Origin of the sequence: Limnohabitans sp. (assembly GCF_031539175.1) — a bacterium.
In the GTDB taxonomy this organism is placed as follows: Bacteria; Pseudomonadota; Gammaproteobacteria; order Burkholderiales; family Burkholderiaceae_C; genus Limnohabitans.
Map to the genome: position 1 here is coordinate 1 of NZ_JAVKLQ010000032.1, position 25,058 is coordinate 25,058.

The 25,058-nt window shown below is 56.0% G+C and carries 22 protein-coding genes and 3 tRNA genes; 7 read left to right on the top strand and 18 right to left on the bottom strand.

Annotated features, from left to right (window positions below; genetic code table 11):
* The 10 genes from RMS95_RS05365 to gph form a co-directional block, all read right to left on the bottom strand.
* Positions 1–128, bottom strand: a 128-nt coding sequence (locus RMS95_RS05365; RefSeq protein WP_310644664.1) for a GTP-binding protein, incomplete at its 3' end; no start/stop codon positions are given.
* 38 nt (positions 129–166) lie between these two features.
* Positions 167–241 (bottom strand) — tRNA-Thr (locus RMS95_RS05370).
* Between the two features lie 39 nt (positions 242–280).
* Positions 281–354: transfer RNA gene (locus RMS95_RS05375), tRNA-Gly, on the bottom strand.
* A gap of 62 nt (positions 355–416) precedes the next feature.
* A tRNA-Tyr gene (locus tag RMS95_RS05380) sits at positions 417–502 on the bottom strand.
* 60 nt (positions 503–562) lie between these two features.
* Positions 563–1,336 carry a uracil-DNA glycosylase gene (locus RMS95_RS05385; protein WP_405023365.1) on the bottom strand — a complete coding sequence of 258 codons (774 nt, stop codon included), beginning with the start codon at positions 1,334–1,336 and terminating at the stop codon, positions 563–565.
* Positions 1,337–1,380: 44 nt separating this feature from the next.
* Positions 1,381–2,172: an indole-3-glycerol phosphate synthase TrpC gene (gene trpC / locus RMS95_RS05390; RefSeq protein ID WP_310644257.1), complete on the bottom strand. Its 792-nt coding sequence runs from the start codon at positions 2,170–2,172 to the stop codon at positions 1,381–1,383.
* Between the two features lie 143 nt (positions 2,173–2,315).
* Positions 2,316–3,359 (bottom strand): anthranilate phosphoribosyltransferase, encoded by a 1,044-nt coding sequence (gene trpD, locus RMS95_RS05395; RefSeq protein WP_310644259.1) that lies wholly within the window; start codon positions 3,357–3,359, stop codon positions 2,316–2,318.
* 9 nt (positions 3,360–3,368) lie between these two features.
* The gene (locus RMS95_RS05400) at positions 3,369–3,938 is read right to left on the bottom strand and encodes an aminodeoxychorismate/anthranilate synthase component II (RefSeq protein ID WP_310644261.1); all 570 of its coding nucleotides are present in this window, start codon (positions 3,936–3,938) and stop codon (positions 3,369–3,371) included.
* A gap of 5 nt (positions 3,939–3,943) precedes the next feature.
* On the bottom strand, positions 3,944–5,455 hold the full coding sequence (gene trpE / locus RMS95_RS05405) for an anthranilate synthase component I (RefSeq protein ID WP_310644263.1): 1,512 nt from the start codon (positions 5,453–5,455) through the stop codon (positions 3,944–3,946).
* A 208-nt stretch (positions 5,456–5,663) separates the two neighbouring features.
* Positions 5,664–6,386: a phosphoglycolate phosphatase gene (gene gph / locus RMS95_RS05410; RefSeq protein ID WP_310644265.1), complete on the bottom strand. Its 723-nt coding sequence runs from the start codon at positions 6,384–6,386 to the stop codon at positions 5,664–5,666.
* Between the two features lie 41 nt (positions 6,387–6,427).
* On the opposite strand from gph, the gene RMS95_RS05415 reads away from it, so the two are divergent.
* A complete protein-coding gene (locus tag RMS95_RS05415; protein ID WP_310644267.1) occupies positions 6,428–7,240 on the top strand; it encodes a hypothetical protein in 813 nt (270 codons plus the stop codon).
* A 35-nt stretch (positions 7,241–7,275) separates the two neighbouring features.
* Here RMS95_RS05415 and RMS95_RS05420 read toward each other — a convergent pair whose 3' ends face one another.
* The gene (locus RMS95_RS05420) at positions 7,276–8,148 is read right to left on the bottom strand and encodes a transporter substrate-binding domain-containing protein (RefSeq protein WP_310644269.1); all 873 of its coding nucleotides are present in this window, start codon (positions 8,146–8,148) and stop codon (positions 7,276–7,278) included.
* Positions 8,149–8,179: 31 nt separating this feature from the next.
* A complete protein-coding gene (pedF, locus tag RMS95_RS05425; RefSeq protein WP_310644271.1) occupies positions 8,180–8,671 on the bottom strand; it encodes a cytochrome c-550 PedF in 492 nt (163 codons plus the stop codon).
* Between the two features lie 221 nt (positions 8,672–8,892).
* On the opposite strand from pedF, the gene RMS95_RS05430 reads away from it, so the two are divergent.
* Positions 8,893–10,920 carry a sigma-54-dependent Fis family transcriptional regulator gene (locus RMS95_RS05430; protein WP_310644272.1) on the top strand — a complete coding sequence of 676 codons (2,028 nt, stop codon included), beginning with the start codon at positions 8,893–8,895 and terminating at the stop codon, positions 10,918–10,920.
* Between the two features lie 38 nt (positions 10,921–10,958).
* Here the strand turns inward: RMS95_RS05430 and RMS95_RS05435 are convergent, their stop codons facing one another.
* From RMS95_RS05435 to RMS95_RS05450, 4 genes are all read right to left on the bottom strand, one after another.
* Positions 10,959–11,300, bottom strand: coding sequence for a c-type cytochrome (locus tag RMS95_RS05435; protein WP_310644273.1), 342 nt, complete (start codon positions 11,298–11,300; stop codon positions 10,959–10,961).
* A gap of 78 nt (positions 11,301–11,378) precedes the next feature.
* Complete coding sequence (locus tag RMS95_RS05440) at positions 11,379–13,067, bottom strand: PQQ-dependent methanol/ethanol family dehydrogenase (protein ID WP_310644666.1); 1,689 nt, start codon at positions 13,065–13,067, stop codon at positions 11,379–11,381.
* Positions 13,068–13,369: 302 nt separating this feature from the next.
* Positions 13,370–14,350 (bottom strand): FAD:protein FMN transferase, encoded by a 981-nt coding sequence (locus RMS95_RS05445; RefSeq protein WP_310644274.1) that lies wholly within the window; start codon positions 14,348–14,350, stop codon positions 13,370–13,372.
* Positions 14,347–16,443, bottom strand: a complete 2,097-nt coding sequence (locus RMS95_RS05450; protein WP_310644275.1) for a 4Fe-4S binding protein — start codon at positions 16,441–16,443, stop codon at positions 14,347–14,349. The genes RMS95_RS05445 and RMS95_RS05450 overlap by 4 nt, the downstream gene beginning before the upstream one ends.
* Positions 16,444–16,652: 209 nt before the next feature.
* Here RMS95_RS05450 and RMS95_RS05455 point away from each other — a divergent pair, with 209 nt between their 5' ends.
* Genes RMS95_RS05455 through RMS95_RS05475 form a run of 5 tightly spaced genes read left to right on the top strand, consistent with a single transcriptional unit; the run spans position 16,653 to position 21,977 of the window.
* Positions 16,653–18,815 carry a TonB-dependent receptor gene (locus tag RMS95_RS05455; protein WP_310644277.1) on the top strand — a complete coding sequence of 721 codons (2,163 nt, stop codon included), beginning with the start codon at positions 16,653–16,655 and terminating at the stop codon, positions 18,813–18,815.
* A 7-nt stretch (positions 18,816–18,822) separates the two neighbouring features.
* Positions 18,823–19,770, top strand: a complete 948-nt coding sequence (locus RMS95_RS05460) for a beta-propeller fold lactonase family protein (protein WP_310644278.1) — start codon at positions 18,823–18,825, stop codon at positions 19,768–19,770.
* Between the two features lie 21 nt (positions 19,771–19,791).
* Entirely contained in the window at positions 19,792–20,394 is a 603-nt protein-coding gene (locus RMS95_RS05465) for a cytochrome b (RefSeq protein ID WP_310644279.1), read from the top strand.
* 9 nt (positions 20,395–20,403) lie between these two features.
* Positions 20,404–21,339 carry an ATP-binding protein gene (locus tag RMS95_RS05470; RefSeq protein ID WP_310644281.1) on the top strand — a complete coding sequence of 312 codons (936 nt, stop codon included), beginning with the start codon at positions 20,404–20,406 and terminating at the stop codon, positions 21,337–21,339.
* The gene (locus RMS95_RS05475; protein ID WP_310644283.1) at positions 21,336–21,977 is read left to right on the top strand and encodes a response regulator transcription factor; all 642 of its coding nucleotides are present in this window, start codon (positions 21,336–21,338) and stop codon (positions 21,975–21,977) included. The genes RMS95_RS05470 and RMS95_RS05475 overlap by 4 nt, the downstream gene beginning before the upstream one ends.
* Before the next feature lie 28 nt (positions 21,978–22,005).
* Here RMS95_RS05475 and RMS95_RS05480 read toward each other — a convergent pair whose 3' ends face one another.
* On the bottom strand, positions 22,006–24,534 hold the full coding sequence (locus RMS95_RS05480) for a TonB-dependent receptor domain-containing protein (RefSeq protein WP_310644285.1): 2,529 nt from the start codon (positions 24,532–24,534) through the stop codon (positions 22,006–22,008).
* Positions 24,535–24,641: 107 nt separating this feature from the next.
* A complete protein-coding gene (locus RMS95_RS05485; RefSeq protein WP_310644286.1) occupies positions 24,642–25,037 on the bottom strand; it encodes a DUF1232 domain-containing protein in 396 nt (131 codons plus the stop codon).
* Between the last annotated feature and the right edge of the window lie 21 nt (positions 25,038–25,058).

The window sequence follows — 25,058 nt, forward strand, 5'->3', positions numbered from 1 at the left end:
TCGCCGCCAAACTTGGCCGACAGGATCGTGGTGATCGCTGCAGTCAAGGTTGTTTTGCCGTGGTCAACGTGACCAATCGTGCCGACGTTCACGTGCGGCTTGGTACGTTCAAATTTTCCTTTTGCCATTTTTCGACTCCGAAAAAAATAAGTCAATCACAAAAATTTGGTGCCCTTGGCGGGAATCGGACCCGCGACCTCTCCCTTACCAAGGGAGTGCTCTACCACTGAGCCACAAGGGCAAAACTCTGACCGCCAATCAATCCAACAAAAACAACAATTGGAGCGGGAGACGGGAATCGAACCCGCGTCATTAGCTTGGAAGGCTAGGGTTCTACCATTGAACTACTCCCGCATCTAGCCAGAAACTGGCTTTAGCAGCTGCAGGATCACCTAGGCAACGCTTGTTGTTTTCGCTGGTGGAGGGGACTGGATTCGAACCAGTGTAGGCGTAAGCCAACAGATTTACAGTCTGCCCCCTTTAGCCACTCGGGCACCCCTCCGGCGACCCTCAGACTATAACAGAGTTTAGAAGCGCAGAGCCGATCCTGAATAAATTTTGCTCATAAAGCCCAAGAGATTTCTTGATGGTGCTGAGCAAGCCACGCTGTCGCCGTCGAAAAATGCCCGCAACCCATGAAAGGCTGCGGCGGGCGCAAAGCAGACAACGGCGATGGGTGATTCGCCTGCAGCACCAAAGCCTCACGACGAGGCGACACCTCGCCCTCAACATCAGAAACAACCTGCCGCGTCTGCATCTCAATCATTGACGCCTTCGCTTGCGCATGGGCACCCCACAACATATAAACACACGCGGGCGACGTGCGCGCCACCTGTGTAAGCAATGCATCCGTCAAACTCTCCCAGCCTCTCTTGGCATGACTCGCTGGCAGGCCTTGCTCAACCGTCAAGCAGGTATTGAGCAACAACACGCCACGCTTGGCCCACGCTTCGAGAGAGCCACTTTGCGGCAAGGGCAACCCCAAATCTCTCTGCAATTCTTTGAAAATATTGCGCAGTGAAGGCGGTATCTTGACGCCCGGCGCCACGGAAAACGACAAGCCTTGCGCTTGATAAGGTCCGTGATAAGGGTCTTGCCCAAGAATCACCACGCGCACGCTCGACAATGGCGTGAGCAACAAAGCCCGAAGTGGGTGTTCTGGGTAAACAATGGCGCCAGCAGCCAATCGCCCGCGCACAAAAGTCGCCAAAGACTGGCCTTCAGGACTGCGCCAAAAAGCATCCAATATCGGCCGCCAATCCTCATGGACCTGCCACGCCTCTGGGGACCATGCTTTCAAATGCGGCGCCAACGAAGAGGCCGCACCTGCCGCCATCTCATCGCCAAACAAATCCCGCGTCATTCCCGCCGCTCAAGCACTCAAGCAGCAAACAATTGCGCCAGCGCAGCCCCTGGATCTGGCGCGCGCATGAACGCCTCACCCACCAAAAATGCGTGCACATTCGCGTCACGCATGGTTTGCACATCGCTGCGCTGCACGATGCCGCTCTCGGTCACCAACAATCGATCAGCGGGCACATCTGTCAACATGCCAAGCGTGGTGTCTAACGAAACGTCAAACGTGCGCAAATTCCGATTGTTGATGCCGATCAGTGGCGTTTTTAACTTCAAGGCACGTTGCAACTCAATGGCATCGTGGACTTCGACCAAAACCGCCATGTCCAAACTGCGCGCAATCGCCTCAAACTCCGCCATTTGCGCGTCATCCAAACAAGCCGCGATCAGCAAAATGCAGTCAGCCCCCATCACGCGCGACTCATAGACTTGATAGGGGTCGACCATGAAGTCTTTGCGCAACACAGGCAAATCGCATGAAGCACGCGCTTGCTTCAAATAGTCCACACTGCCTTGAAAGAAGTCTTTGTCCGTCAATACCGACAAGCAAGCAGCACCATGTTCGGCGTAGCTTTGCGCAATATCGGCGGGGATGAAGTCTTCGCGAATCACGCCTTTAGAAGGGCTGGCTTTTTTGATTTCTGCAATCACCGCCGGCAAACCCGCAGCGACCTTGGCACGCAACGCGCCCACAAAGTCACGGGTCAAGACGCGGCTTTCGGCATCCGCGCGCATGGCTTGCAATGATTTGCGTTTGAGCGCCGCAGCCACCTCTTGGTGTTTGACGTCGACGATTTTTTTCAAGATGTCACTCATGCTTGGCTTTCTTTTCGCCCTCGGGCGACTGATTTTTTAAAACATTCACAAACACGCGGTGCATCGCCACGCCAACGCACACAAAGCACGCAGAGACACCGATGGCAATCCAAGCCTCTAGGTTATTCCACATCGCTCGGGCTTTAAACAGTCAGGGCATGCGCAGCAGTCACCAACTGATCGAGCTTGGCTTTGGCCGCCCCCAAAGCCAACACCTCACGCGCAAGCGCAATGCCCACCTCGATGCTGTCTGCCACATTGGCCGCATACAAAGCCACGCCTGCATTGAGCAGCACGATGTCCCGGGCAGGACCGGCTTGGTTGTCCAACACCCCCAGCAACATGGTGCGCGATTGCTCAGGCGTTTCTACACGCAACGCACGGTTGCTGCTCATCGCAAAACCGAAGTCTTCAGGGTGAATTTCGTATTCGCGCACTTTGCCGTCTTTGAGCTCGCCCACCAACGTCGAGGCCCCCAACGACACCTCGTCCAAGCCGTCACGGCCATAAACGACGACTGCGTGCTCAGCGCCCAAGCGCTCCAACGCACGCACTTGAATACCCACCAAGTCAGGGTGAAACACACCCATCAAGATATTGGGTGCGCCTGCGGGGTTGGTGAGTGGCCCCAAAATGTTGAAGATGGTGCGCACGCCCAACTCTTTACGAACCGGCGCCACATTTTTCATGGCAGGGTGATGGTTGGGCGCAAACATGAAGCCAATGCCGACCTGCGCAATGCACTGTGCAATTTGTGCAGGCGTGAGGTTGATATTGACGCCCAAGCTCTCCAGCACATCAGCGCTGCCGCTTTTGCTGCTCACACTGCGACTGCCATGCTTGCTGACCTTCGCGCCAGCGGCCGCAGCCACAAACATGGAACACGTCGAAATATTGAACGTGTGCGAGCCATCGCCGCCCGTGCCGACGATGTCCACCAAGTGACGCCGATCGGCCACCTCCACTTTGGTCGAAAACTCACGCATCACTTGCGCGGCCGCGGTGATCTCGCCAATCGTTTCCTTCTTCACGCGCAAAGCGGTGATGAACGCCGACATCAACACCGGCGACATTTCGCCCGCCATGATGAGCCGCATGATGTGCAGCATTTCGTCGTGAAAAATCTCACGATGCTCGATCACGCGTTGCAGCGCTTCTTGGGGGGTAATTGCATGCATGGCCGTCATGGTGCGCCTTTACAAAAAGTTCTTGAGCATCGCGTGACCGTGCTCCGTGAGGATGGATTCAGGGTGAAACTGCACCCCTTGAATGTCGAGCTCCGTGTGCCGCACGCCCATGATTTCGCCGTCATCCGTCCACGCCGTTGGCTTCAAACACGACGGGCAGCTGCTGCGTTCAATGGCCAAGGAGTGGTAACGGTTGACCGTGAATTTCTCGGGCAAACCGGCAAACACGCCTTCTTGCGTCGTTGTGATGACGCTGGTTTTGCCATGCATCAGCGCTTGTGCGCGAATGATCTTTCCGCCAAAAGCGGCACCAATGCTCTGATGCCCCAAACACACCCCCAAAATAGGCAACTTGCCAGCAAAGTGCTGAATAGCCGCCACCGAAATACCCGCCTCAGCGGGTGAGCATGGACCGGGGGAAATCACCAAACGATCTGGCTTGCGCGCGGCAATGCCTTCCAGTGTGATTTCGTCGTTGCGAAAGACCTCAACCTCGGCCCCCAGCGCCCCAAAATATTGAACGATGTTGAAAGTAAAGCTGTCGTAGTTGTCGACCATGAGAAGTTTGATTTTTTTCATGATGTTTACTCCAAGCCTTCTTCCACCAACTCGCTGGCACGCAGCAGCGCACGCGCTTTGTGCTCCGTCTCTCTCCACTCCAACTCGGGCACAGAATCGGCCACCACACCCGCGGCAGCTTGCACATACAAGGTGTCGTTTTTGATGATGCCCGTGCGAATGGCAATCGCCACATCCATGTCGCCCGCAAAGCTCAAGTAACCGCAAGCACCGCCGTACAAACCGCGCTTGGTAGGCTCGAGTTGATCGATCAACTCCATCGCATGGACCTTCGGCGCACCTGTCAGTGTGCCCGCAGGGAACGTGGCCTTGAGCACATCCATGCTGGTGAGTGGCTGACCATCTGCGCCGTCAAGCAACAAACCTTCCACGTTGCTCACGATGTGCATCACATGGCTGTAACGCTCGACCACAAAAGCCTCGGTCACTTTGACGCTGCCAATTTTGGCAATCCGCCCAATGTCGTTGCGCGCCAAGTCAATCAACATCACGTGCTCGGCACGCTCTTTGGGGTCGTTGATCAACTCAACCTCTGCCGCCTTATCAGCCTCAGGCGTGGCACCGCGTGGTCGCGTGCCTGCCAATGGACGGATGGTGACTTTTTGGCCTTCAGGCGTGGACTCTTGGCGCACCAAGATCTCGGGGGAAGCGCCCACCACATGGGCGTCGCCGAGGTTGTAGTAATACATGTACGGGCTGGGGTTCAGCGAACGCAAGGCGCGGTACAACGACAATGGGCTGGCTGTGAACTTCTTGTGAATGCGCTGGCCCACTTGCACCTGCATGAAGTCGCCAGCAGCAATCAAATCTTTGGCACGCAAAACCGCCGCCAAATAATCGTCTTTGGCAAAGCTGCGCTCGGCGGGGTGACTGGCGCAAGGCGCAATCGACGGCGCTTGTGCGGGCGCTTTCAAGCGCTGCTTGAGTTCTGCCAAGCGCGCTTGCGCTTGTGGGTAAGCATCGGGCTGCGCTGGATCGGCGTACACGATGAGTGAGAGCTTGCCCGACAGGTTGTCAATGACCGCCAACTCTTCGGTTTGCAACAACAAAATGTCTGGCATACCCAAGTCATCGGGCGGGCACGAGTGGGCCAATTTCTTTTCAATGTGACGCACGGTGTCATAGCCAAAATAGCCCGCCAGTCCGCCGCAAAAACGGGGCATGCCGTCCAGCAACGCCACCTTGAAACGCTTTTGGTAAGCCGCCACAAAATCCAGCGGATTACCCGAAGCAGTCTCGATCACGACGCCATCGGTGACCACCTCGGTCTTCGCCGCAGCACCAAAGCCACTGGCGCGCAACAAGGTGCGTGCAGGCAACCCAATGAAGCTGTAACGCCCAAAACGCTCGCCACCCACCACAGATTCCAGCAAAAAGCTGTGTTTGCCATCGTTTTGGACATGCGCCAGCTTCAAATAAAGCGACAAAGGAGTTTCGAGGTCGGCAAACGCTTGCGCCACCAACGGAATACGGTTGTAGCCTTGTTGGGCCAATGTTTTGAATTCGATTTCGGTCATTGTGAGCCTCCACAGCTCTGCCCCGTGTAGATGGGGCGTTCATTCGGACAGGTGCTGATGCAAAACCATGCATCAACGCGGGGCACGGCTTGAGTCGCGTGCGTTAAACGAGCGTGAACAAAGGCGTACGCCAGGGCCAAGCTCCCCGGTCGTGACAACCTGTGACAGTGCTGCGATGAATGAACATAAAGATCAGTTTAACAAAGGCTCAGCAAGACAAGGTCAAGGCACCCTGAATTTGGGTCAACACGTCGACATGCGCGTCAGCATCCACCGCATCCACGGGTTCACCATGGTTGTAGCCGTAACGGACCAACACCACAGGGCAACCAGCGGCACGGGCGGCTTGGGCGTCGTTGCTGGAATCGCCCACCATCAAGGTGCGCGCCGGTTCCGTGCCCAAGATGTCGCAGGTGCGAATGAGTGGCAGCGGGTCTGGTTTTTTACGTTCAAAACTGTCGCCACCGAAGACATGCGAAAAATACCTGTCTAGACCTTTGGCCGCCAACAAGGGTTTGGCAAACGACAAAGGTTTGTTTGTCAGACACGCGAGCGTCAGCCCCGCGCTGCGCAACTGCTGCAGCCCCTCTGCCACACAGGGATAGACCTGCGCAAACTCACCGTTGATGGCCAAATAATGGTGTTGGTAGCGGGGCCACGCCAATTCATACAAATCATCTAAGGTGCGACTTGCGCACATCAGCCCGGAGGACGCCACCTCGGGTAAAGCCAATTGGTGCGTCAGCACCGAACGGATCAAATGCTCCGACCCTTTGCCTACAGTGCGCGACACCAACTCACGCTGAATCTGCGGCAGATCCAAATCTGCGAGCGTGCGGTTCAGCGCCACTTCGAAATCGCCCAAGGTATCGACCATGGTGCCGTCTAAATCGATGATGGCGGACTGCAAGTGTGAGAAATGGGTCTTCATGGTTTTGAGTTTATCGCCCCTAGCGATTGCGTTGAAAATACATGCTATCTACACAACGCTCCTCTGATTGCACCACGCCCATGCGCATCAAGACGCCCCTTCACGCGCTACAGCCGCTTCTCGCGGCACTGGCTGCCACGGTTGCAACCGTCGCCTTCGGTGCGTCTTATGAATTGCGGGTCTACGCTGATGACATTCCGAAAAAAGATGACGCTGAAATTGAACTGATTGCCAGCATCGCCAAACCCAAATCTTCGGCGACAGGCCCCAACGGCCATGTCACGCAGCTGCTGGTGGAATACGGCTACGGACTTGGCAATGGCTGGACGATCGGTCTAGAGTTGCCAATGTCGCAAGTGCAGGGACAGCGCAAACTTGAGGGGCTGAAAACAGAGGTGCAATACGTGGCACCGCACGCGCCCGATGTGGGCTTTTACTGGGGCGTGCGCGCAGATGTCGGGTACACATCCACGCCTTATGACAGCCAAGGGGGCAACAGCATCGGCATCAATCCCATCTTGGGTTTCCGATGGTTCACATGGCATGTCACCGTCAACCCGTCGTTGGAAATACCACTCAGTGGTGAGAGCACACAAGCGCAGTTTCAACCCGCGGCCAAAATTTCTAAGATGATCAATCCCCGACGCCAATTGGGGTTTGAATACTTCAGCAATTGGGGGGCCGCCTCAGCCCCGCTGGCACGGCATCTTCGAGACGAAGCCCTTTACGCCGTTTGGGACGAGAAGCTGCAGTCGCACCGACTCCAATTGGGCTTGGGTCGCCCTTTGCACCCCGCAGGTGGCAGCGTGGACAAATGGATCGTGAAGGTCGGCATGAATGTGGACATCGACTGACCGCTGCCAGCGGTGATCTCAAGACACGCCGTCCCTCAAGGCGCCGCCAAGGTCAATCCGTGCGCTTGAAAAATCTTGGTCAACTCACCGTTCTCGCGCAATGCACCCAATGCTTGGTCTAACGCAGTAGCCAGCGCGGTGTTGTCGGCTTTGACAGCCATACCAAGCGGCCAGCCATTGGGCATCACGCCAGGCAAAGTCAAGCTAGACAGCGCCCATTTGTTTTTCTCTCCTGCCGCAAAAATCGCAGCCTCGGCCTGCGCACGGCTGACAAACGCGGCATCCATCTGCCCCGACAACACCCGCTTGGCGGCCTCTATGCCGTCTTTGAAAATCGACACTTGCGTGCGCAGCAACCCACCGCGATAGCCCATCAAGGCACTGGCGGCACCACTGCCTTGTTCGGCAGACAAGGTCTTGCCCACCAAGTCCTCGGGGTTGTAGACCGAGGCAATTTTGGAAGGGTCGTGCAACACCACCAAATGCTCGCGTACATAAGCTCCAAAAATCAAGGTCTGCTTGTTTTCACTCATCAAATACCGATCCACAGGCACATGCATCATCACATCCGCAGGACCGTAACCTAGGTAGTGCCCCTTCCAAACCATGTTGCGCAAATCATCATTCATGTTTTCGCCAGCATCAAATGGCAGCAAAGACAACTTGAGATTCAACTGACGCGCCAAGGCCTGGGCCAGCGTGATGTCTAAACCGTGCAGATCGTTTGCGGGGCCATCCGAGTAAGGACCGTTGTCTTTGTAGACTGCGACCTTCAGCGTGCCGCGCGCTTTGATTTTTTCCATCGCGCTCGGTTCTTGCGACCACGCAGAGGCGCCCCATAACAAAGCAGCAAGCCCCATCGCCTGACGTCGAGAAACAGTGTGGCGCAAAGCGCTAGAAACGGGCATGCATCTCTCCTTCATAAAGTCGCTCATCGGCTCAAGGCTCGCGTCGGGTTTCAAGGTAAGTTTTGATGGACCACATGGCTTCTTGGGTCAACACCCCCTCAAACGGCGGCATATACACACGGCCATCGCGGGTGCGTCCACGTCGCACCGTGGCGACAAAGTATTCATCCATTTCTTTGAAGCACGCATTCTTCTTGGCAGCATCGGCCAAATCGTTGCAATCGCGGTCGAGTTTGCGCAAATCGGGAGACACGCCACCCGAAATAGCCTCTAGGCCATGGCAACGTGCGCAGTTTTGGTTGTACGCCGATGTACCAATACGCAACGCCTCTTTGCTGGCGGGGCCAGTTGAGAATGGATTGGATTCCTGCCACTTAGGACCCAATTGCGGCAAGGTGCTGGTGTCCACCGACTGCGGCACCACGTCGCCATGCGCCAACGCCTGTGACGACACAGCCCCCAACATGAGTGCCAACGAAACGCCGAGCAAGCGGCGAAGAAGAGAAGTAGCAACGAGAGACATGACAAGCACAACCTTTATAGAAACGGTGTTGGAGCAAGAGTTATCTCTGTCTAGCAAAGATCAAGCCATGAGGTGGTTGTGCAATTTGTCTCAATTTGGAACACCTGTGCGTTGTTTCGTCACAAAAAGCTAGGGAAACAACTGAGTGGGTTAGACAAGCAAGTCCGCAAAATCTTCATACTGAAGAGTATTACAAAAACGAACGATGTCACGGAGACTGCATGCTCAACTCAACTGCCGCATTGCCGCTGGGCGCACTCAAAGCCTACGTTCAAGGTGCCGCCTTCAATAGCCCTGAACATGCAGCCATCATCGCGTCGTCCAAAGAACGCTCACGCGATTACGGACTCAACACCGTCGACCTTCCCGACTACACGCCTCTGAATTTAGGCGCTCTGGAACAACTGCGCGAGGACAACCATTTTTTGTTCCAGCATGCCGCCCCTGTGATGGAGACGCTGTACGAGCAAATCGCCAACACACACAGCATGGTGATCTTGACCGCGCGCAGCGGCACGATCTTGCACTCCCTTGGCGACCTCGATTTTTTAGAAAAGGCGGCGCAAGTTGCCTTGGCGCCAGGCGCGGAATGGTCCGAACGCTGCAAAGGCACCAATGCCATTGGCACAGCATTGACAGAAGGCCAGCCCATCGTTGTCCACGGCGATCAGCATTACTTGAAAGCGAACCAGTTTTTAACATGCTCATGCACCCCTATCTTTGACCCGCATGGGGCAGTCATCGGCGCGCTCGATGTCACTGGCGACCACCGCAGCTACCACCAACACACCATGGCTTTGGCGCGCATGTCTGCACAAATGATTGAAAACCATATGTTTGCCGACGTGTTTCCCACGGAGGTACGGGTCCACTTTCATGCGCGCTCTGAGTTTCTCGGCACATTGATGGAAGGCATCGCGGTCTTCTCCACGGACGGTCGGTTTTTGTCGGCCAATCGCAGCGCCCAATTTCAATTCGGACTATCGGTCAACGCACTCAAAGCACACACTTTTTCGTCGCTGTTCAACGTGGCGGTGTCACAGTTTCTCGATCGCGTGCGCGAAGCGCGCGGCCAAGCATTCAGCCTGAGCCTCAGCAACGGCGTCAATGTTTGCTGCAAGAGCGACCTGCAATTTCCGTCCGCCTTCAATGCCATGAACTTCGCTGAGCCCCAATCGGCCCCTACGGCACCACCGCCTGCACGTGAAAAACCGTCGATCGACAAAGCCCCTCTCTCGAGCTTGCGATACCTCGACACAGGGGATCCCCAAATTGCGTCCGTGATCCACAAATTGCGCATCATTCAAGGCCGCGATATTCCAGTCATGATCTTGGGCGAAACCGGCACCGGCAAAGACTTGCTGGCTCAGGCCATTCACAACGACTCCGCCAGGGCGCACAAAAACTTCGTCTCCGTGAACTGCGCCTCCATTCCCGAAAGTTTGATTGAGTCAGAACTGTTTGGCTACGAAGAAGGGGCGTTCACAGGCGCCAAACGCAAAGGATCAACGGGCAAGATTTTGTTCGCCAATGGCGGCACACTGTTTCTAGATGAAATTGGCGACATGCCACTGCACTTGCAAGCCCGTTTGTTGCGCGTGCTGCAAGAACGCAAGGTCAGCCCTCTGGGCTCTGGGCGCGAGGTCGATGTCGATGTCGCGGTGGTTTGCGCCACCAATAAAAACCTGAAAGAAATGATCGCGCAAGGCACATTTCGCGAAGACTTGTACTACCGGCTGAACGGCCTTGTGGTGAAACTTCCTGCATTGCGAGACCGTCAAGACTTGGAGGTGGTGACGCGCAAAATACTCAACAGCGTTTGCTCAGCCAGTCAGCCAATTGGCCTCTCACCCGAAGTGATGTCTATCTTTCGTACCTATGCATGGCCCGGCAATTTCCGACAAATGTTCAACTTGCTTCGCACAGCAGTCGTGATGGCGGAGTGCGCGCACGACATTGGCCTTGAGCATTTGCCCGATGACTTTTTAGATGAAATCAAAGAAGCACAGCACACGCACATCAAGTCGCATCAAACGCTGCCGCATGCCAACGCGTGGTCAGCACCATGCTCCGTGGCAACGCCATCACCCACCCCTTCGTTGGTTTTAGAAAACGTCGCCATCGACACCATGGCACAAGCCTTGAGAACAGCAAAGGGCAATGTGTCGGTCGCAGCCAAAATCTTAGGCGTCTCGCGCAACACGATCTACCGTAAAAAAGCGCAGCTTCCAAGCGACGTTTGGGGATAAATCAAAGAGGCCAGCAACGCTGAAAGGGTAGGTCGGGTTTATTTCACCGTGAGCACCCAGCGCGCCAACAAATTCAAATCGTCGTTGCTGATGCTGCCATGTGCAGGCATAGGAATGCGCCCCCACTTGCCCTGCGAGCCATTGCGAATAGATTGGGCCAACGATGCTGCGGCGTCTTTGTCGTCGCTGTATTTGGCCGCAATTTTTGAATAGGCTGGACCAACAATTTTTTCATCCATCGCATGGCAGCTTAAACAGCCATTGCTCTTGGCCAACTCGACGGCGGCTGCCGACTCTTTGGCACTCAAGCTCGGCGCAGCCAAGGCGGCTTGACCGCAAGCCCAAACGATCATCAAAGATAGTGTGATTTTTTTCATCATGTGTGTGTCATTGAAAAAGGGGCTCCGTCGGACTCTCGTCCTTCAGAAACCCCTTTTTATGTTCAAGTTAATCGAGGTTTACTTGGGCAGTTTGAAAGTCCACACGGAACCACCCTGCTCGAGGAAGTTGACTTTCTTCGCTACTTCGCCGCCCCACAAAGGCACAGCACCGCCCCAACCCGACACCACGCTCACGTACTGATCAGCGCCATCGTTCCAAGTGATGGGAGGCGCCACAACGCCAGAACCCGTTTGGAACTGCCAGAGGACTTTACCTGTTTTCGCATCGGCCGCTTTGAGGTAACCCTCTGGCGTGCCCCAGAACACCAAGTCGCCAGCTGTCGTCAAAACACCACCCCACAAAGGCGCGCTGTTTTTAACTTCCCAAGCCACCTTGCCCGTTTTGGGGTCGATCGCACGGAGTGAGCCGATGTGGTCGTCAAACAAAGGCTTGATGGTGAAACCAGCGCCTAAATAAGCCGCGCCCTTTTTGAAGCTGATGGGCTCGTTCCAGATTTCCATGCCCCATTCGTTGGTGGGCACATAGAACAACTGGGTCTTGGGGCTGTAGGCCATTGGCATTTGGTTTTTGCCACCCAAGAAACCGGGTGCCGCAAACACAGAAGCGCCTTTCTTGCCATCGGCGCTGGCGGTTGGATCGCCAGGGCGGTTGGCAGGGTCAAACACAGGACGGCCGGTGTTCAGGTCAATGCTGCTGGCCCATGTTGTTTTCTTCACGAAGGGGAAGGCGTTGACCAGTTTGCCGGTCTTGGCATCGTTCACATAGAAGAAGCCGTTGCGGTCGGCCTTGCCGCCCATGCGTTTGCCATCCATGTCAAAGGTGACAAATTCGTTCACGCCGTCAAAGTCCCAAGCATCGTTCGGGGTGTTCTGGTAGCTCCAAGCGATCTTGCCGGTCTTGACATCAATCGCCACCGTAGACGATGAGTACAAGTTATCGCCCTTACGCACATGGCTGTTCCATGGACCGGGGTTGCCCGTACCGAAATAGGCCAAACCGGTAGAGGCGTCATAAGAGCCGCCCAACCAAGTGGAAGCACCACCGGTTTTCCAAGTTTCACCCGGCCATGTGGCATTGGTGGTGCCACTGATGCCGTTTTCTTTGCCATCTTTGTAGCCCATGTGGCCTTCAACGGTGGGGCGCGTCCAAACCAGTTTGCCCGTCTTGGGGTCGCGCGCTTCGACACGGCCAACAACACCGAATTCACCGCCGGACACACCGGTCAGCAACAAACCTTCGGCGATCAGCGGTGCTGCGGTGTAGCTGTAACCTGCCGCGTAGTCGTCGATCTTTTCGCGCCACACCACTTTGCCGGTGTTCTGATCGAGGGCCACGAGCTGCGCATCGAGCGTGCCGAAGATCACCAAATTGTCATAAAGGGCAGCACCGCGGTTGACCACGTCGCAACAGGGCATGATGCCTTCGGGCAGGCGGTGTTCATATTTCCAAAGCTTTTCACCCGTCTTCACGTCCACCGCAAAGATACGCGAGTAAGAGGCCGTGACAAACATCTTGCCTTTGTAGACCAACGGCTGAGATTCTTGGCCGCGCTGCTTTTCGCCACCGAAAGACATGGACCACACCGGGGCCAATTTGCTCACGTTTTTGGTATTGATGGTGGTCAAGGTCGAATAGCGCTGACCTTGTGTGCCCATGCCCCAACTCAACACGGAATCCGTGTCTGTCGCGTCTTTGGCAATCATGGCATCGGTCACTTGGGCTGATACGTGCGCCGTGGCGAGCATGACAAGCAGGCTCAATAGTTTTCTTTTCACAGCAGGTCTCCTGTATTTTTAACGGATGATTTGGCAATCGACGGTGTGTCGAATGTTCTTAAGCGAGCCGCGCGTTGCACATCACGCGAACCCGTGCGTTGTGGTTAGCAATACACATGCCAAAACACAAACCGACCTGACGGCCTCAAAGTAGAAAAAATCCGAGAAGTGCCGCGTTTGCCTTAGACATGTTGAAACGAGACGTCGCCCATGGTGTCGCGCACTGTCACACTGTTCAAATTTGGAACACTTCACGTGTCACAAGGCACACCTCATGCAGAATGCCACCGCAGCCCCTCCGAGGCCTTCCAACGACCGGACTTGTGCACCACCAAAGCATCCACACGCCAAGCCTTGGCCAAGGCCAAGGCTTTTTCAAAGCCCGCGACAAACAACACCTTCGTCAACGCATCCGCCTGCAAACAATTCGAAGCCGCCACCGTGACGCTGGCCAGATCGGTGGGTGAGTAGCCCGTATGCGGATCAAAAATATGATGATGCCGTCGGTCCTCGCTGAACGCACACAACGCATCGGCCGACGTAGCCACACATCGCCCCTGCAAAGACAAACGTCCTAACAGGGCATGGTCCTGACGAGGGTCGGCCACACCCAGCGACCAATCGGCCGCGTGCGCCGACTGGCCCAGCGACGACCACTCCCCAGTGTTGATCAAGGCATGCGCGATACCCGCCTGTTTCAACGTCTCTCGCACCCGATCGGCGGCATACCCCTGCGCAATGCCATTGAGGGTGATGCCCATGCCCGGAGTTAAAAATCGAACTTCGCGTGCATCCACCGCCAAGCGCTGCCACCCCACGTGTTGGGTCGCCGCCGCAACCTCGCGTGCATCAGGCAAAGCGCCATGCGCTTTGGCTTGCTCAAAGACACGCCAAAGTGGCTGCACCGTGATATCAAACGCACCTTGGCTTTGTGCAGAAATTTGCTGGCTGCGTTGAAGCACATGCAACAAATCAGGCGCAGGCGTGCGCAATATGCCCTCGCGATTGAGTTGTCGAATGGCACTGTCGGGGCGAAACAAACTCATCTGATCTTCGACGCGCGCAATCACTTGTTTCGCCTGTTGCAACGCCTGCTCGAGCACACCCAAATCCTGATGCGCCGCCCGAATAGACAGCACCGTGCCCAAGCCCGTGAAGGTGATGTTGCGCCACTGCAAACGGGCAGTTGCCTCAGATACAAATGGCAACAAGCCTAGCCCCAAACCCGTTTTCATCCATGCTCTGCGCTTCATGATGTCATCTCCTTCGACGGTCCAACTGCCGCGACGTTGATTGGAATCACCCGCGCATTGGCACCTTCACGCTGCGCCAAGATGAGTGGCACACACAAGCTGTCGCTTTCGTAAATCACCATGCAATCGGTGCACTGGAAACACTCGTCATAGTCCACCTTGCCCTGCTTGTCGATGGCTTGGTACGCGCAATCGTTGCGACAGCGCTGGCACGGCTGGCCGCATTCGCTGCGCCTTGCAATCCAATCGAAACGTCGCAGCTTGCCCAACACGCCCATGCCCGCACCCAGCGGACACAGGTAACGGCAATAACCTTTGTAAAAAAACGAGCTCACCAGCACCAAGGCTACCGCCCACAAGACGAACGGCCACGCGCGCACAAAGTTCAGCGTGATGCTGGTCTTAAACGGCTCCACCTCCACCAATCGGTCCGTCCAAGCCACCGACACACAGGCGCTCACCAGTAAGGCCGCAAGCACCACGTACTTCACCTTTTTCAAACGCTGGTCCCACACCTGCGGCACGCGAATCCACGACAACCCCAAGCGCCGCGTGACTTGACTCACCAACTCTTGCAAAGCCCCAAACGGACACAACCAACCGCAAAAAGTACCACGCCCCCAAACGAAAAACGTCACCACGACAAACGCCCACAGCAAGACCGTCATCGGGTCGTACATGAAGAAGTCCAAACTACGCCCCGCCAGCACCGCTTGCACCACCGCCGTGAGGTTGACGATGGACAACTGCCCTTGCGCATACCACCCAATGAAGCACAGCGTGAACACCAAATACGCCATGCGGAACTTGAACATGCGCGCGGGGTGGTGCATCAGCCACGTCGGCTCACGCAAGGCCCACACCAACACCGCCAAACCACACACCAGCACCGCCAGCTCGACCCACCGGTCGGTCCAAATCGAATGCCAGGTCTTTTGATCCGAACTGGCCTGCGTCACATAGTCGCTCGGCAACTGACCACCAAACGCAAAGCTTTGCCGTACACGTTCTGGGTACACCATGCCTTTGATGCGCGTGACATTGAGCTGAAAATCCAAAGGCATCGCGGGGTCTAAACCTGCAGGGGCAATCACACGCACCACCATCCACTGCGCACCCTGTAAATTGGCCGGCACCTTCAAGACCGCATCCAAATCCAAATCACGGATTTCGATGGGCAGCTTTTGTTGATTGAGCGTGAACCCATCGGGCACGGTGCCACGTACAAAGTCATCAGACATCAAGGCAGGTCGCCCTACCGCCATCACCAACAATGCGTGATCGCCTGGGTCTAAGCGTTGCTGCAAATAGTCCCACTTCTCGGGACTCAATAAGTTTTTCCCAACGGCGGGCACATTCAAATGTGCCGCGTACAAATCGACGTACACATCATCAGGGGCACGCGTCACCTCGGCATCCAAACCTTCACCGGCGGTGCCTGCAAATGCTTTTTCTACCTCTTTGTTTTTCAGCGTCGTGCGATGCACCAAGCCTGCTTTGAGCAAGGCGTTCCAATCCATGATCTTGAAAACATCGGGCCGGATGCGTCCGATCAAATCGGGGTCACGTCCTTCGCCGTAACCCAACTTGGCTCGCGCGACTTTCAGCGAAGCGGCCAACAAGGTTTGGTTCAGAATTCGCACCGACGCCGTGGCTTTGGCCACGCCATCGATGTAGACATTGGCGCTGCCATCTTTGCCGCCTTTGCTTTGGCCGGTACCAATTTTGATGCTTTGTTTGAGTGACAAATCTTTGTACTGCTCGACAAAGGTCAACAGCGGCTTCTCACCCAATCCATCCAAAAACACGGGCTCGTGATGGGACAAAACGCGTACATCCATGAACTGCCCATTGGGATCGAGCGCGATCAACAAATTGAACGGTGTGCCAGAAAAACCAGGAATGGCCACGAAGTCTTGCGACTCAAAGGCGTACGCTGCAATCGTGGTCGACGTCAGGTCTTGTTTGAAGATCGGCCACACCGGTAAATCGCGCTCTTTTTCGCCCACCACCAACGGCGCGGGAAAAGCCTGCACCATGCGCTCACGGGTCATGACACCGGCCTGCGCACATGCCCACAACAAACTCGCCATAACCAAGGTGACTCGCCCGATTAGGCGACACAGATGAAGACTCATAAGATGACAAAACTCCAGGCATCGATCGGTTCAAATACGATCGAATGCATGACATCAAGCACGAAAAATGCCACCTTTCAAAGACGCTCACGCATGGAACAGCTTTTGCTTTTATTCATTGCGCCACATGAACAAAACATCGCATCTAGACCACGGAAGACACCATGAAGAAAACACAAAAACATCAAAATCTTGAAATTCGTCATACGCTCAAACTTGTGGCAAGTTTGTGTCTTGGGGTTTTCCCCAGCGCCGCATTGCATGCCCAAAGTGCAACGACCGCACTAGCTGATGTGATGGTGCAAAGTGGGCGTTTAGAGCAAAAGCAATTTGATGCACCTGCGTCAGTTTTTGCGATCGATGCAGACACCATTCGCAATTCAGGTCCACAAGTCAATATCTCCGATGTGCTGAATCGTGCGCCCGGCGTGGTGGCCCTCAACCGCAACAATTACGCCCAAGACGTGCAAATATCGATCCGCGGTTTTGGCTCGCGCGCCGCCTTTGGCTTACGCGGCATCCGTTTGATCACCGATGGCATTCCCGCGTCTATGCCAGATGGGCAGGGTCAAGCGTCCACCGTCAGCATGACTTCCGCAGATCGGGTTGAAGTCCTCACCGGACCTTTGGCGCAGCTGTACGGAAACGCATCAGGTGGCGTGATTCAGACCTTCACGCGTGAAGCGGGCGCCACACCTGAAGCACAGGTCAGTTTGTACGCAGGCTCATACGGCATGACGCGCACGGACTGGCAGATCAGCCAGCGTTCAGGCAACGTCGGCCTAGTGGCTGACTACAGCACATTTGCCATCGATGGTTACCGTCAAAACAGCGATGCACGCCGCCAACAACTCAACAGCGTCATCACCGTCGATGCACAACCTGACACACGCATCAAACTGATCGTGAATGTGTTTGACATGCCTTACGCCAAAGACGCATTGGGATTGACCTCTGCCCAACTGGCCGCCAACCCTGCACAAGCGGGAACCAGTGCACTCGCGACTGGCACACGCAAAACCGTCAAGCAAGAGCAAGTGGGCGCGGTGCTGGAGCACAGCGTCAACAGCGACTTGCGGTTGCAAGCGCGCGTCTACGGTGGCACACGCAGCAATTTGCAATACCAAGCCACCAGCGCTTGGACAGGCTTGGAGCGTCGCTTCGAAGGTTTAGGCCTGCAAGCCAATGGCAAGGCACAGGTATTTGATGGCCAACGCATGACCTGGGTGGTCGGCTATGACCAGGATCATGCACAAGAACAACGTCAAGCAGGTGCGACGGCGGCTGGTGAAAAAACAGCCACGCCCGTCACACGCAATGAACTGAACGAAGCCAGCAACCGAGACTTCTTTGCGCAAGCCAATTGGTCCTTGGGCGAACGCTGGACCCTGACCACAGGGGCACGCCAAAGCACCGTCACACTGAAAAGCAGCGACAACATGCCCGTCACAGTGACCGATCCCGACGGCTCAGGCAGCGTGACCTACAAAGCCACCAGCCCCGTCCTAGGTCTGACTTGGCATGCCAGTGACAACTTGAACATTTACCTCAACCAAGGCAAAGGCTTCGAAACCCCCACACTGGCTGAGGCTGCCTACACACTGACGGCGCCCACCACCATCAAAGGGCAATTCAACCCCAACCTGCTGGCCTCACGCAGCAAACATTTGGAGCTGGGAACCAAATGGCAACCCACGTCAGCCACGCGAATTGATGCGGCGTGGTTCCAAATCAAGACCGACGATGAGATCGTCACGGCCCGCTCATCATTTGGCCAAACTGCGTTCACAAACGCATCCAAAACCGTGCGTGATGGCTTCGAGCTGTCACTGCGTCACCAACACAGCAGCCATTGGCGCAGCCAAGTTTCAGGCACGGTGATGAACGCCACCTACGACCAAGCATTCAGTAGCGTGATCAGCGGTGCCAGCGTCCCTGTCGCTGCGGGCAACAGCCTTCCCGCCATTCCCAAACAACAGCTCTTCGCATCGCTGCAATGGTCTGAAAAAGGATTCAGCGCGGCAGGTCAAAAACCCGCGCTCGGCACTGAATTTGGCATCGACTGGATCAACCGCTCTAGCATGTGGGCCAGTGACACCAACTCTGCGGTAGATGGCTTAGCGCCAGGCTACAGCGTCTTCAACGCCCGGGTTCGCCAGCGCTACCAAGTGGGTGCCGCACGGGTGGAAGCCTTTTTGGGCATCGACAACTTGACCAACCAATCAACGGTGAGCTCCGTGATCGTGAACCAAGCGTCCAAGCAATACTTCGAACCTGGCCTCCCCCGCAACTGGGTGGTGGGCCTGACCAGTCAAATTCCACTTTAAACCGTCTATGAAGCGCCATCACTTCTTTCTCAGCCTGTGCCTCATCGGCATGACCAGCCTGCCCGCCTTTGCCGCCAACCAAGTCTTTGTGACCAACGAAGGCAGTGGTGATATTTCCGTTGTAGACAGCAAAACAGATGAGGTGGTGGGCAACATCAAAACTGGGGGCAAGCCACGTGGCATTGCGTTGTGCAAAAACGACGCGCACTTGTATGTGAGCAACCAACAAGGTTCGCAACTGCAAGCGATCGACACACGCACACTCGCCACCACGCAAACACTGACATTAGGCGACTCGCCTGAAGCCGTGTATTGCTCACCCGATGGTCAATGGATCGCCGTGGCCAACGAGGGCAGCAACAGTGTGAGTTTTGTGTCGACGGCACGCTGGAAGTTGGAGTTCAGCATTCCCGTGCACGGCAAAAATCCAGAGCACGCGGTGTTCAGTCCTGATGGCAAACGCATGTTGGTCTCGGCAGAAGAGGCAGACCAGGTGGATGTGCTGGACCTCACCACGCGACAGCAAATTGCCAGCATTCGTGTAGGCAATCGCCCGCGCGGCATCGCCTTCAGCACCGATGGCAACACGGCCTATGTCGCCGTCGAAACCGACAGTTTGCTGGTGGCCATTGACATGCAGCAACTCAAGGTCAAGGGCACGTTGCAAGTCGGCGCACGCACCAACGGTGTGGTGATGCACCCCAATGGAAAATGGCTGTTTGCCAGCAATGGTGGCGATGCCGACGTGGCCGTGATCGACACCCAAAGCTTCACCGTGATCGCCAAAGCAGCCGTAGGGCAACGCCCTTGGAATATGGCCATCAGCGCCGATGGCGGAAAAGTCTACGTGGCCGCAGGCCGTAGCCACGCATTGAGCGTCATCGATGTGGCCACCTTCAAACCCCTCAAGAATATTCCCGTGGGTCGTTTGCCATGGGGCGCTGCGGCCAACTAACCTGTCCACATCGAACTACTTATGACTGCCACAGCCCCCGAAGACCTCACCACCGCCATACCAACACCTGGCCGATACACCACTGTCGCCATCGTGCTGCATGCGGTGTTGGCGATCGGCTTGATGTACCAATTGGGCTTAGGCGTGTGGATGGACAGCGTGCCCAAAACGCCGCCCGGCTTGCGCGCGGGCTGGTTCAACTGGCACAAGTCCATCGGCATGGTGCTGGGCTTGCTGATTGTGTTGCGCGTGCTTTGGCGTTTGACACATGCGAGTCCCCCGCTGCCTGACACCACACCACGTTGGCAAATTCAAGCGGCACGCCTGAACCACGCCACGCTTTATGCCTGTATGGTCGTGATGCCCTTGAGCGGTTTTTTGGGTTCGAGTTTCACAAAATATCCAATCAAGTTTTTTGATCTGGCTTTGCCCCGTTTGTGGGAAGCATCGGCTGAACTCAAAACACTCTTCGGCACCATTCACACGGGGGCAAGCTACGTCTTCATGGCTGCCATTGCGGTGCACATCTTGGCAGCCGTATGGCATGGCGTTCGGCGCGATGGCGTGGTCTCACGCATGCTGCCGCAACGCACCCGAGCACCTATCGAAGCCGACACACACTGAACGTCTGACATGCCCGCACACCAACACCAGACCGCCGCACGCACTTGGCGTGACGCCTTGGGTGTGATCGCGGTGGTGGTGTGCTTCGCCAGCATTGCCTTTCACTTGGAGTTGTCCGAGCTGCTGCTGCCTTGGCTCAAGCGTCATGAGTCTTGGCAACTCGACGAATTGCCACTCACGCTTGTGGTCTTGTCATTGGGCTTGGTGTGGTTTGCTTTTCGACGCGTGGCCGACACCCAACGTGAACTGCACGAACGTGAGGTCGCACAAGCGCAAGTCACCACGCTGCTGGCACACAACCGCGATTTGACGCAGCGCCTTTTCAACGCGCAAGAAGACGAGCGTCGCCTTTTAGCGCGTGAGCTGCATGACGAAGTGGGGCAAGCTTGCACGGCGTTGCGCATTGAGGGCAGCTATATTGCCAAAGCCGCCTTCACACAGCCCGACGCTGTGGTGTTGGCCGCCCATCGCATCAGCACCACGTCACAACGCATGCACAGTTTGACGCGCGACATGCTCAAACGCTTGCGTCCACCACAACTCGACAGCATGGGACTGGAGAGCGCACTCCATGAACTGTGCCGAACTTGGCAAACGCAGTGCGGCATTCCATGCCAACTCAAGATACAAAGCGTGTCCGACACGCTAGACGATTACACCTCGACAAGCCTGTACCGCGTGACGCAAGAAGCCCTCACCAACATCGCCAAACATGCCCAAGCCTCGCAAGTGCACATCCACTTGCAACGCCTCACCGACACCCTGCACCTGTGCGTCGAGGACGACGGCATCGGCATGACCCGTGCAGCAGACGACACACACGGCTTGGGCTTGATGGGCATGCGAGAACGAGTCGCCAGTCTGCAGGGGCGTATCGACTGGGCCGATGCCCAGCCAGGCTTGCGCATCGACGTTCATATTCCGATGAAAGATGCACACCCATGATTCGCGTGCTCTTGGTCGATGATCACCCCATCGTGCGCGATGGCTACGCGAGATTGCTGATGCAAGACGGCGACATGGTGGTCGTCGCCAACGCAGCCTCGACCGAGGAAGGCTACGCTGCGTTTATAGACCACGCCCCCGATGTGACCGTGTCTGACATGGCGATGGGGGGTGCCGGTGGTTTGGAGTTGTTGCGAAAAATCAAACAGCGCGACGCGCAAGCAAAGGTCCTGCTGTGCAGCATGTATGACAGTGACAGTGTGGTTCGTGCAGCGTTGGAAGGCGGCGCCATGGGCTTTGTGACCAAAACTTCGCCCCCCGAAAATCTGTGTCACGCGGTGCGTGCTGCCTTCGCTGGACAACGCTATCTGAGTGAAGATTTATCACCCCAATTGATGCAAAGTCGCCCCAACGAAGAAGCCGAACGCATCGCTCAGCTGAGCTTGCGTGAGCTTGAAATTTGGCGCTTACTGGCCATGGGCCGTTCTCACACAGAATGTGCGCAGTTGCTGAATTTGAGTTTGAAAACAGTGGCAAACAACCAAACTCAAATCAAAGAAAAACTCGCGGTCAGCAACACAGCCGCCTTGGTCCATCTGGCTCAACGTCACCAGTTGATTGCTGCTCCCACGCTTTGATGCAGCGAAGGTCTTGCGGACGCCCTAATTAACGACCTAATTTGTACGTCAAGCTCACCCAAATGCCACGCGGTGGCGCAGGCGTGTTGAACTGCTGCGTGACCAAGGTGTAAACGCTGGTCATGCCAGCCAAGCCGTAGGTCGAATACGCCTTGTTCAACACATTGTTGATCTGGGCCGACACCCGCACATCTTTGCTCAAGGCGTAGTGCGCATCAACGTTGAACAAGCTGTAGCCTGCCACCTTGCCATCCGGGTCGTTGTTGCTTTCATTCCCATGTGCATATTGACTGCCTACAACGATCACATTCGCACCGAATAACAAATCGGGGCTCGCGGCGTAAGTGGGCCGCAACTTGAGGGTTTGGCTGGCGATGCCTGGAATTTTCTTGCCCGACGTCACGTCTTGCCCAGCGGCTGTCGTGAAGGCTGATTTGTAAGTCGCATCCACATAACCGTAGTGAGCGGACAGAGACCATTTATCCAGTTTGGTGTGGGTGCCCCATTCAAAACCACGCCGCTCGGTATTGCCGACATTGGAAAAATAGCCCAGGGCGGCAGACGACGCAATGAATTGGATGTCATTGCTCAGGCGTGAATTGAACACGGCGGCATTCCAAGAGGTGCTGCGACTCAGTTTGCCTCGACCACCCAACTCGATGGTTCTCGCCACCACCGCCTTGAGATCGGGATCCCCATTGAAACCCGTCGGCAACGCACAAGGACTGTTGGGATCAGCACAAGACAGTTCGATGGAAGTGGGGGCGCGCATCGATTCGCTATAACCCCCAAAAATCCCACGCTCATTGTCAAAGTTGTAGTTGAAGCCGAGCGCTGGATTAAAGCGCCGGTATTGATGCTGCCCGTTCAGGCTATTCGTTTGTGGCCCCGCGATGCCGCCCACCAGCGCCGTGACGGCGGACACACCAGTCCCCGCATTGGCAGACTTGTACGACCCGAGATAGGCAGGGTTGTAGTACGACGTGCCATCCAACGCGGTCCAGTTGTAACCGCCATCCTCATTCAAATATTGCTGATTAGCGCCCGTCTGATCAATCGTGGTTTGGTTCACGCTGCCCGATGCCGTGATGCTGAGCTGGTCGCTCCATGCCATCGTGTCTGTGAAGTACACACTCAGATTGGTCGTCTTGGAATCTAAATTAACCGCACCCAACACATTGCCGCCATTGAAGCTGGGGAGGTTGCTGGCCGATGGTGCCAAGCCATTGGGGGTGAAGCCGTAATTTTGATTGGGTGTCGCGAGCACTTGGTAATTGACCAACTTCGCTAATGTGGTGCTCTGCGCATACGTGACCTTGGACTGATCAAATGAACCGCCAAGCGTGAAGGCATTTTGGCGGCCAAGCCAGTGATCAAAGTTGGCCCATTGCAAAGACGTACCCACCGTCTCTTGCTGCGTCGTTGAACTCACAAGGCTCGAATTGATGACGCTGGTCCAGCGGCCATAACCGTACGCCAAGGCATTGGCATTGGAAACGGAATTAACTGCTGTGCCATTGGGTGCTTTGTTGGCGCATTTGGGGGCGCTGCCGGCCATGACCAAAGAGCCATCGGCGTTGAAGCACCCATCGTCCAAATTCACATTGCTGTTGACGTTGTTGGAATGGCCTTTGCGGAAAAAAATATTTCCCGCCAAGTGTTGGTGGTCGTCCAGCACATGGGTGCCCTTCAATTGAAGAAGCGCCATCCGGTTTGCCGTGCTGTCTGGCCACGTGTAGGCCGCACGTCTGTTGTCCATCATGTCCATGGGCAGGGCTTGGGTCCCGCGCAACGTCGTATCGGCCAAGGCGCCCGAGAGTTCCAAGCGCGTATTGCCACCATTGCCTCGCCAGCGGGCTTTGCCAAACAACTGTTTGACGTCTGAACCTGAATGGTCACGAAACCCATTCTGTTGATCCACGTTACCTGCAAAGAAGTAATCGGTGTCGTGCTCGCGGTCGACCCAGCCATTGTCAAAGTTCACGCGCTGTCGGCCGAATGAACCGCTCAAAATGCCGATCGATGCGCCGGGGCTGTCTTTGCCGTTTTTCGTATCGATCACCAAAGCCCCCCCGAGCGTGTTCAAACCAAACATGGGGTTGGAGCCCGGCAACACGCTCACGCGAGACATCGCGTTCATCGGGATCAGGTCCCAGTTCACCACCGAGCCGAAAGGCTCGTTCATCCGAATGCCATCGAAGTAAACCGACAAACCCACAGGCGCGCCCAACAACGACGAGGCTTGAAAGCCGCGGTAGTTGACGTCGTTTTGGTAGCCATTGCCAACGCCATTGCTCACGCTCACAGGGCCGAGGTTGTTGTTCAACAAGTCAGCGAGGTTGGTCACGCCTTGCTCGTTCGCATCCTTCGCCGTGAGTGTTTGTGCATTGGCGGGAAACTGAGACAGTGGCACCCCCACGCCCCCTAAGGGCGTGGCGCCCACCACTTCAACCGTGGGCATTTGCAAAGGGGTCAATTGATCTGCCGAGAAAGCAGGCGGCATCCAGCCTGCAGCCATCAGGACAACCGAAATAAACGACAGGGGTAGCTTTGCCATACGAACAGACTGAACCTCAAAAGCCAAATAGCGAAAGGTAAAAACCTTCCCAACATGCCGTTGAATTTAGACTGTTCGCCTCAGAAAAAGTAGGGAATAAATCCCGCTCACAGCACCCAACTGGCTAGGTAAAACCCGAGGGCGATCCAGATCGCCACAAAGCATGCAGCCGCCCACAGGCTGCGCGGCCTCGCCAGCATGGCATCGGCTTGGATGCGCGCATTGGCCAGCACCTCGCGGGGCATCAAACGCATGACCAGCAACAGGCCCAAGGGCACGATGAGCAGGTCATCCAAGTAACCCAAGACGGGGATGAAGTCGGGAATCAAATCAATCGGGCTGAGCGCATAAGCCGCCACCAGCGCAGCCAACAAGCGCGCACCCCAAGGCGCTTGGGGGTCGCGCGCAGCAAAGTACACCGTCACCACGTCGCGCTTGATGCTGCGTGCCCACGTCTTCGCTCGCGCGAGCAGCGAGGTCTTGGGTGTGGGTGAATCAGTCATGTTCAAAAAAGACGCGATAGA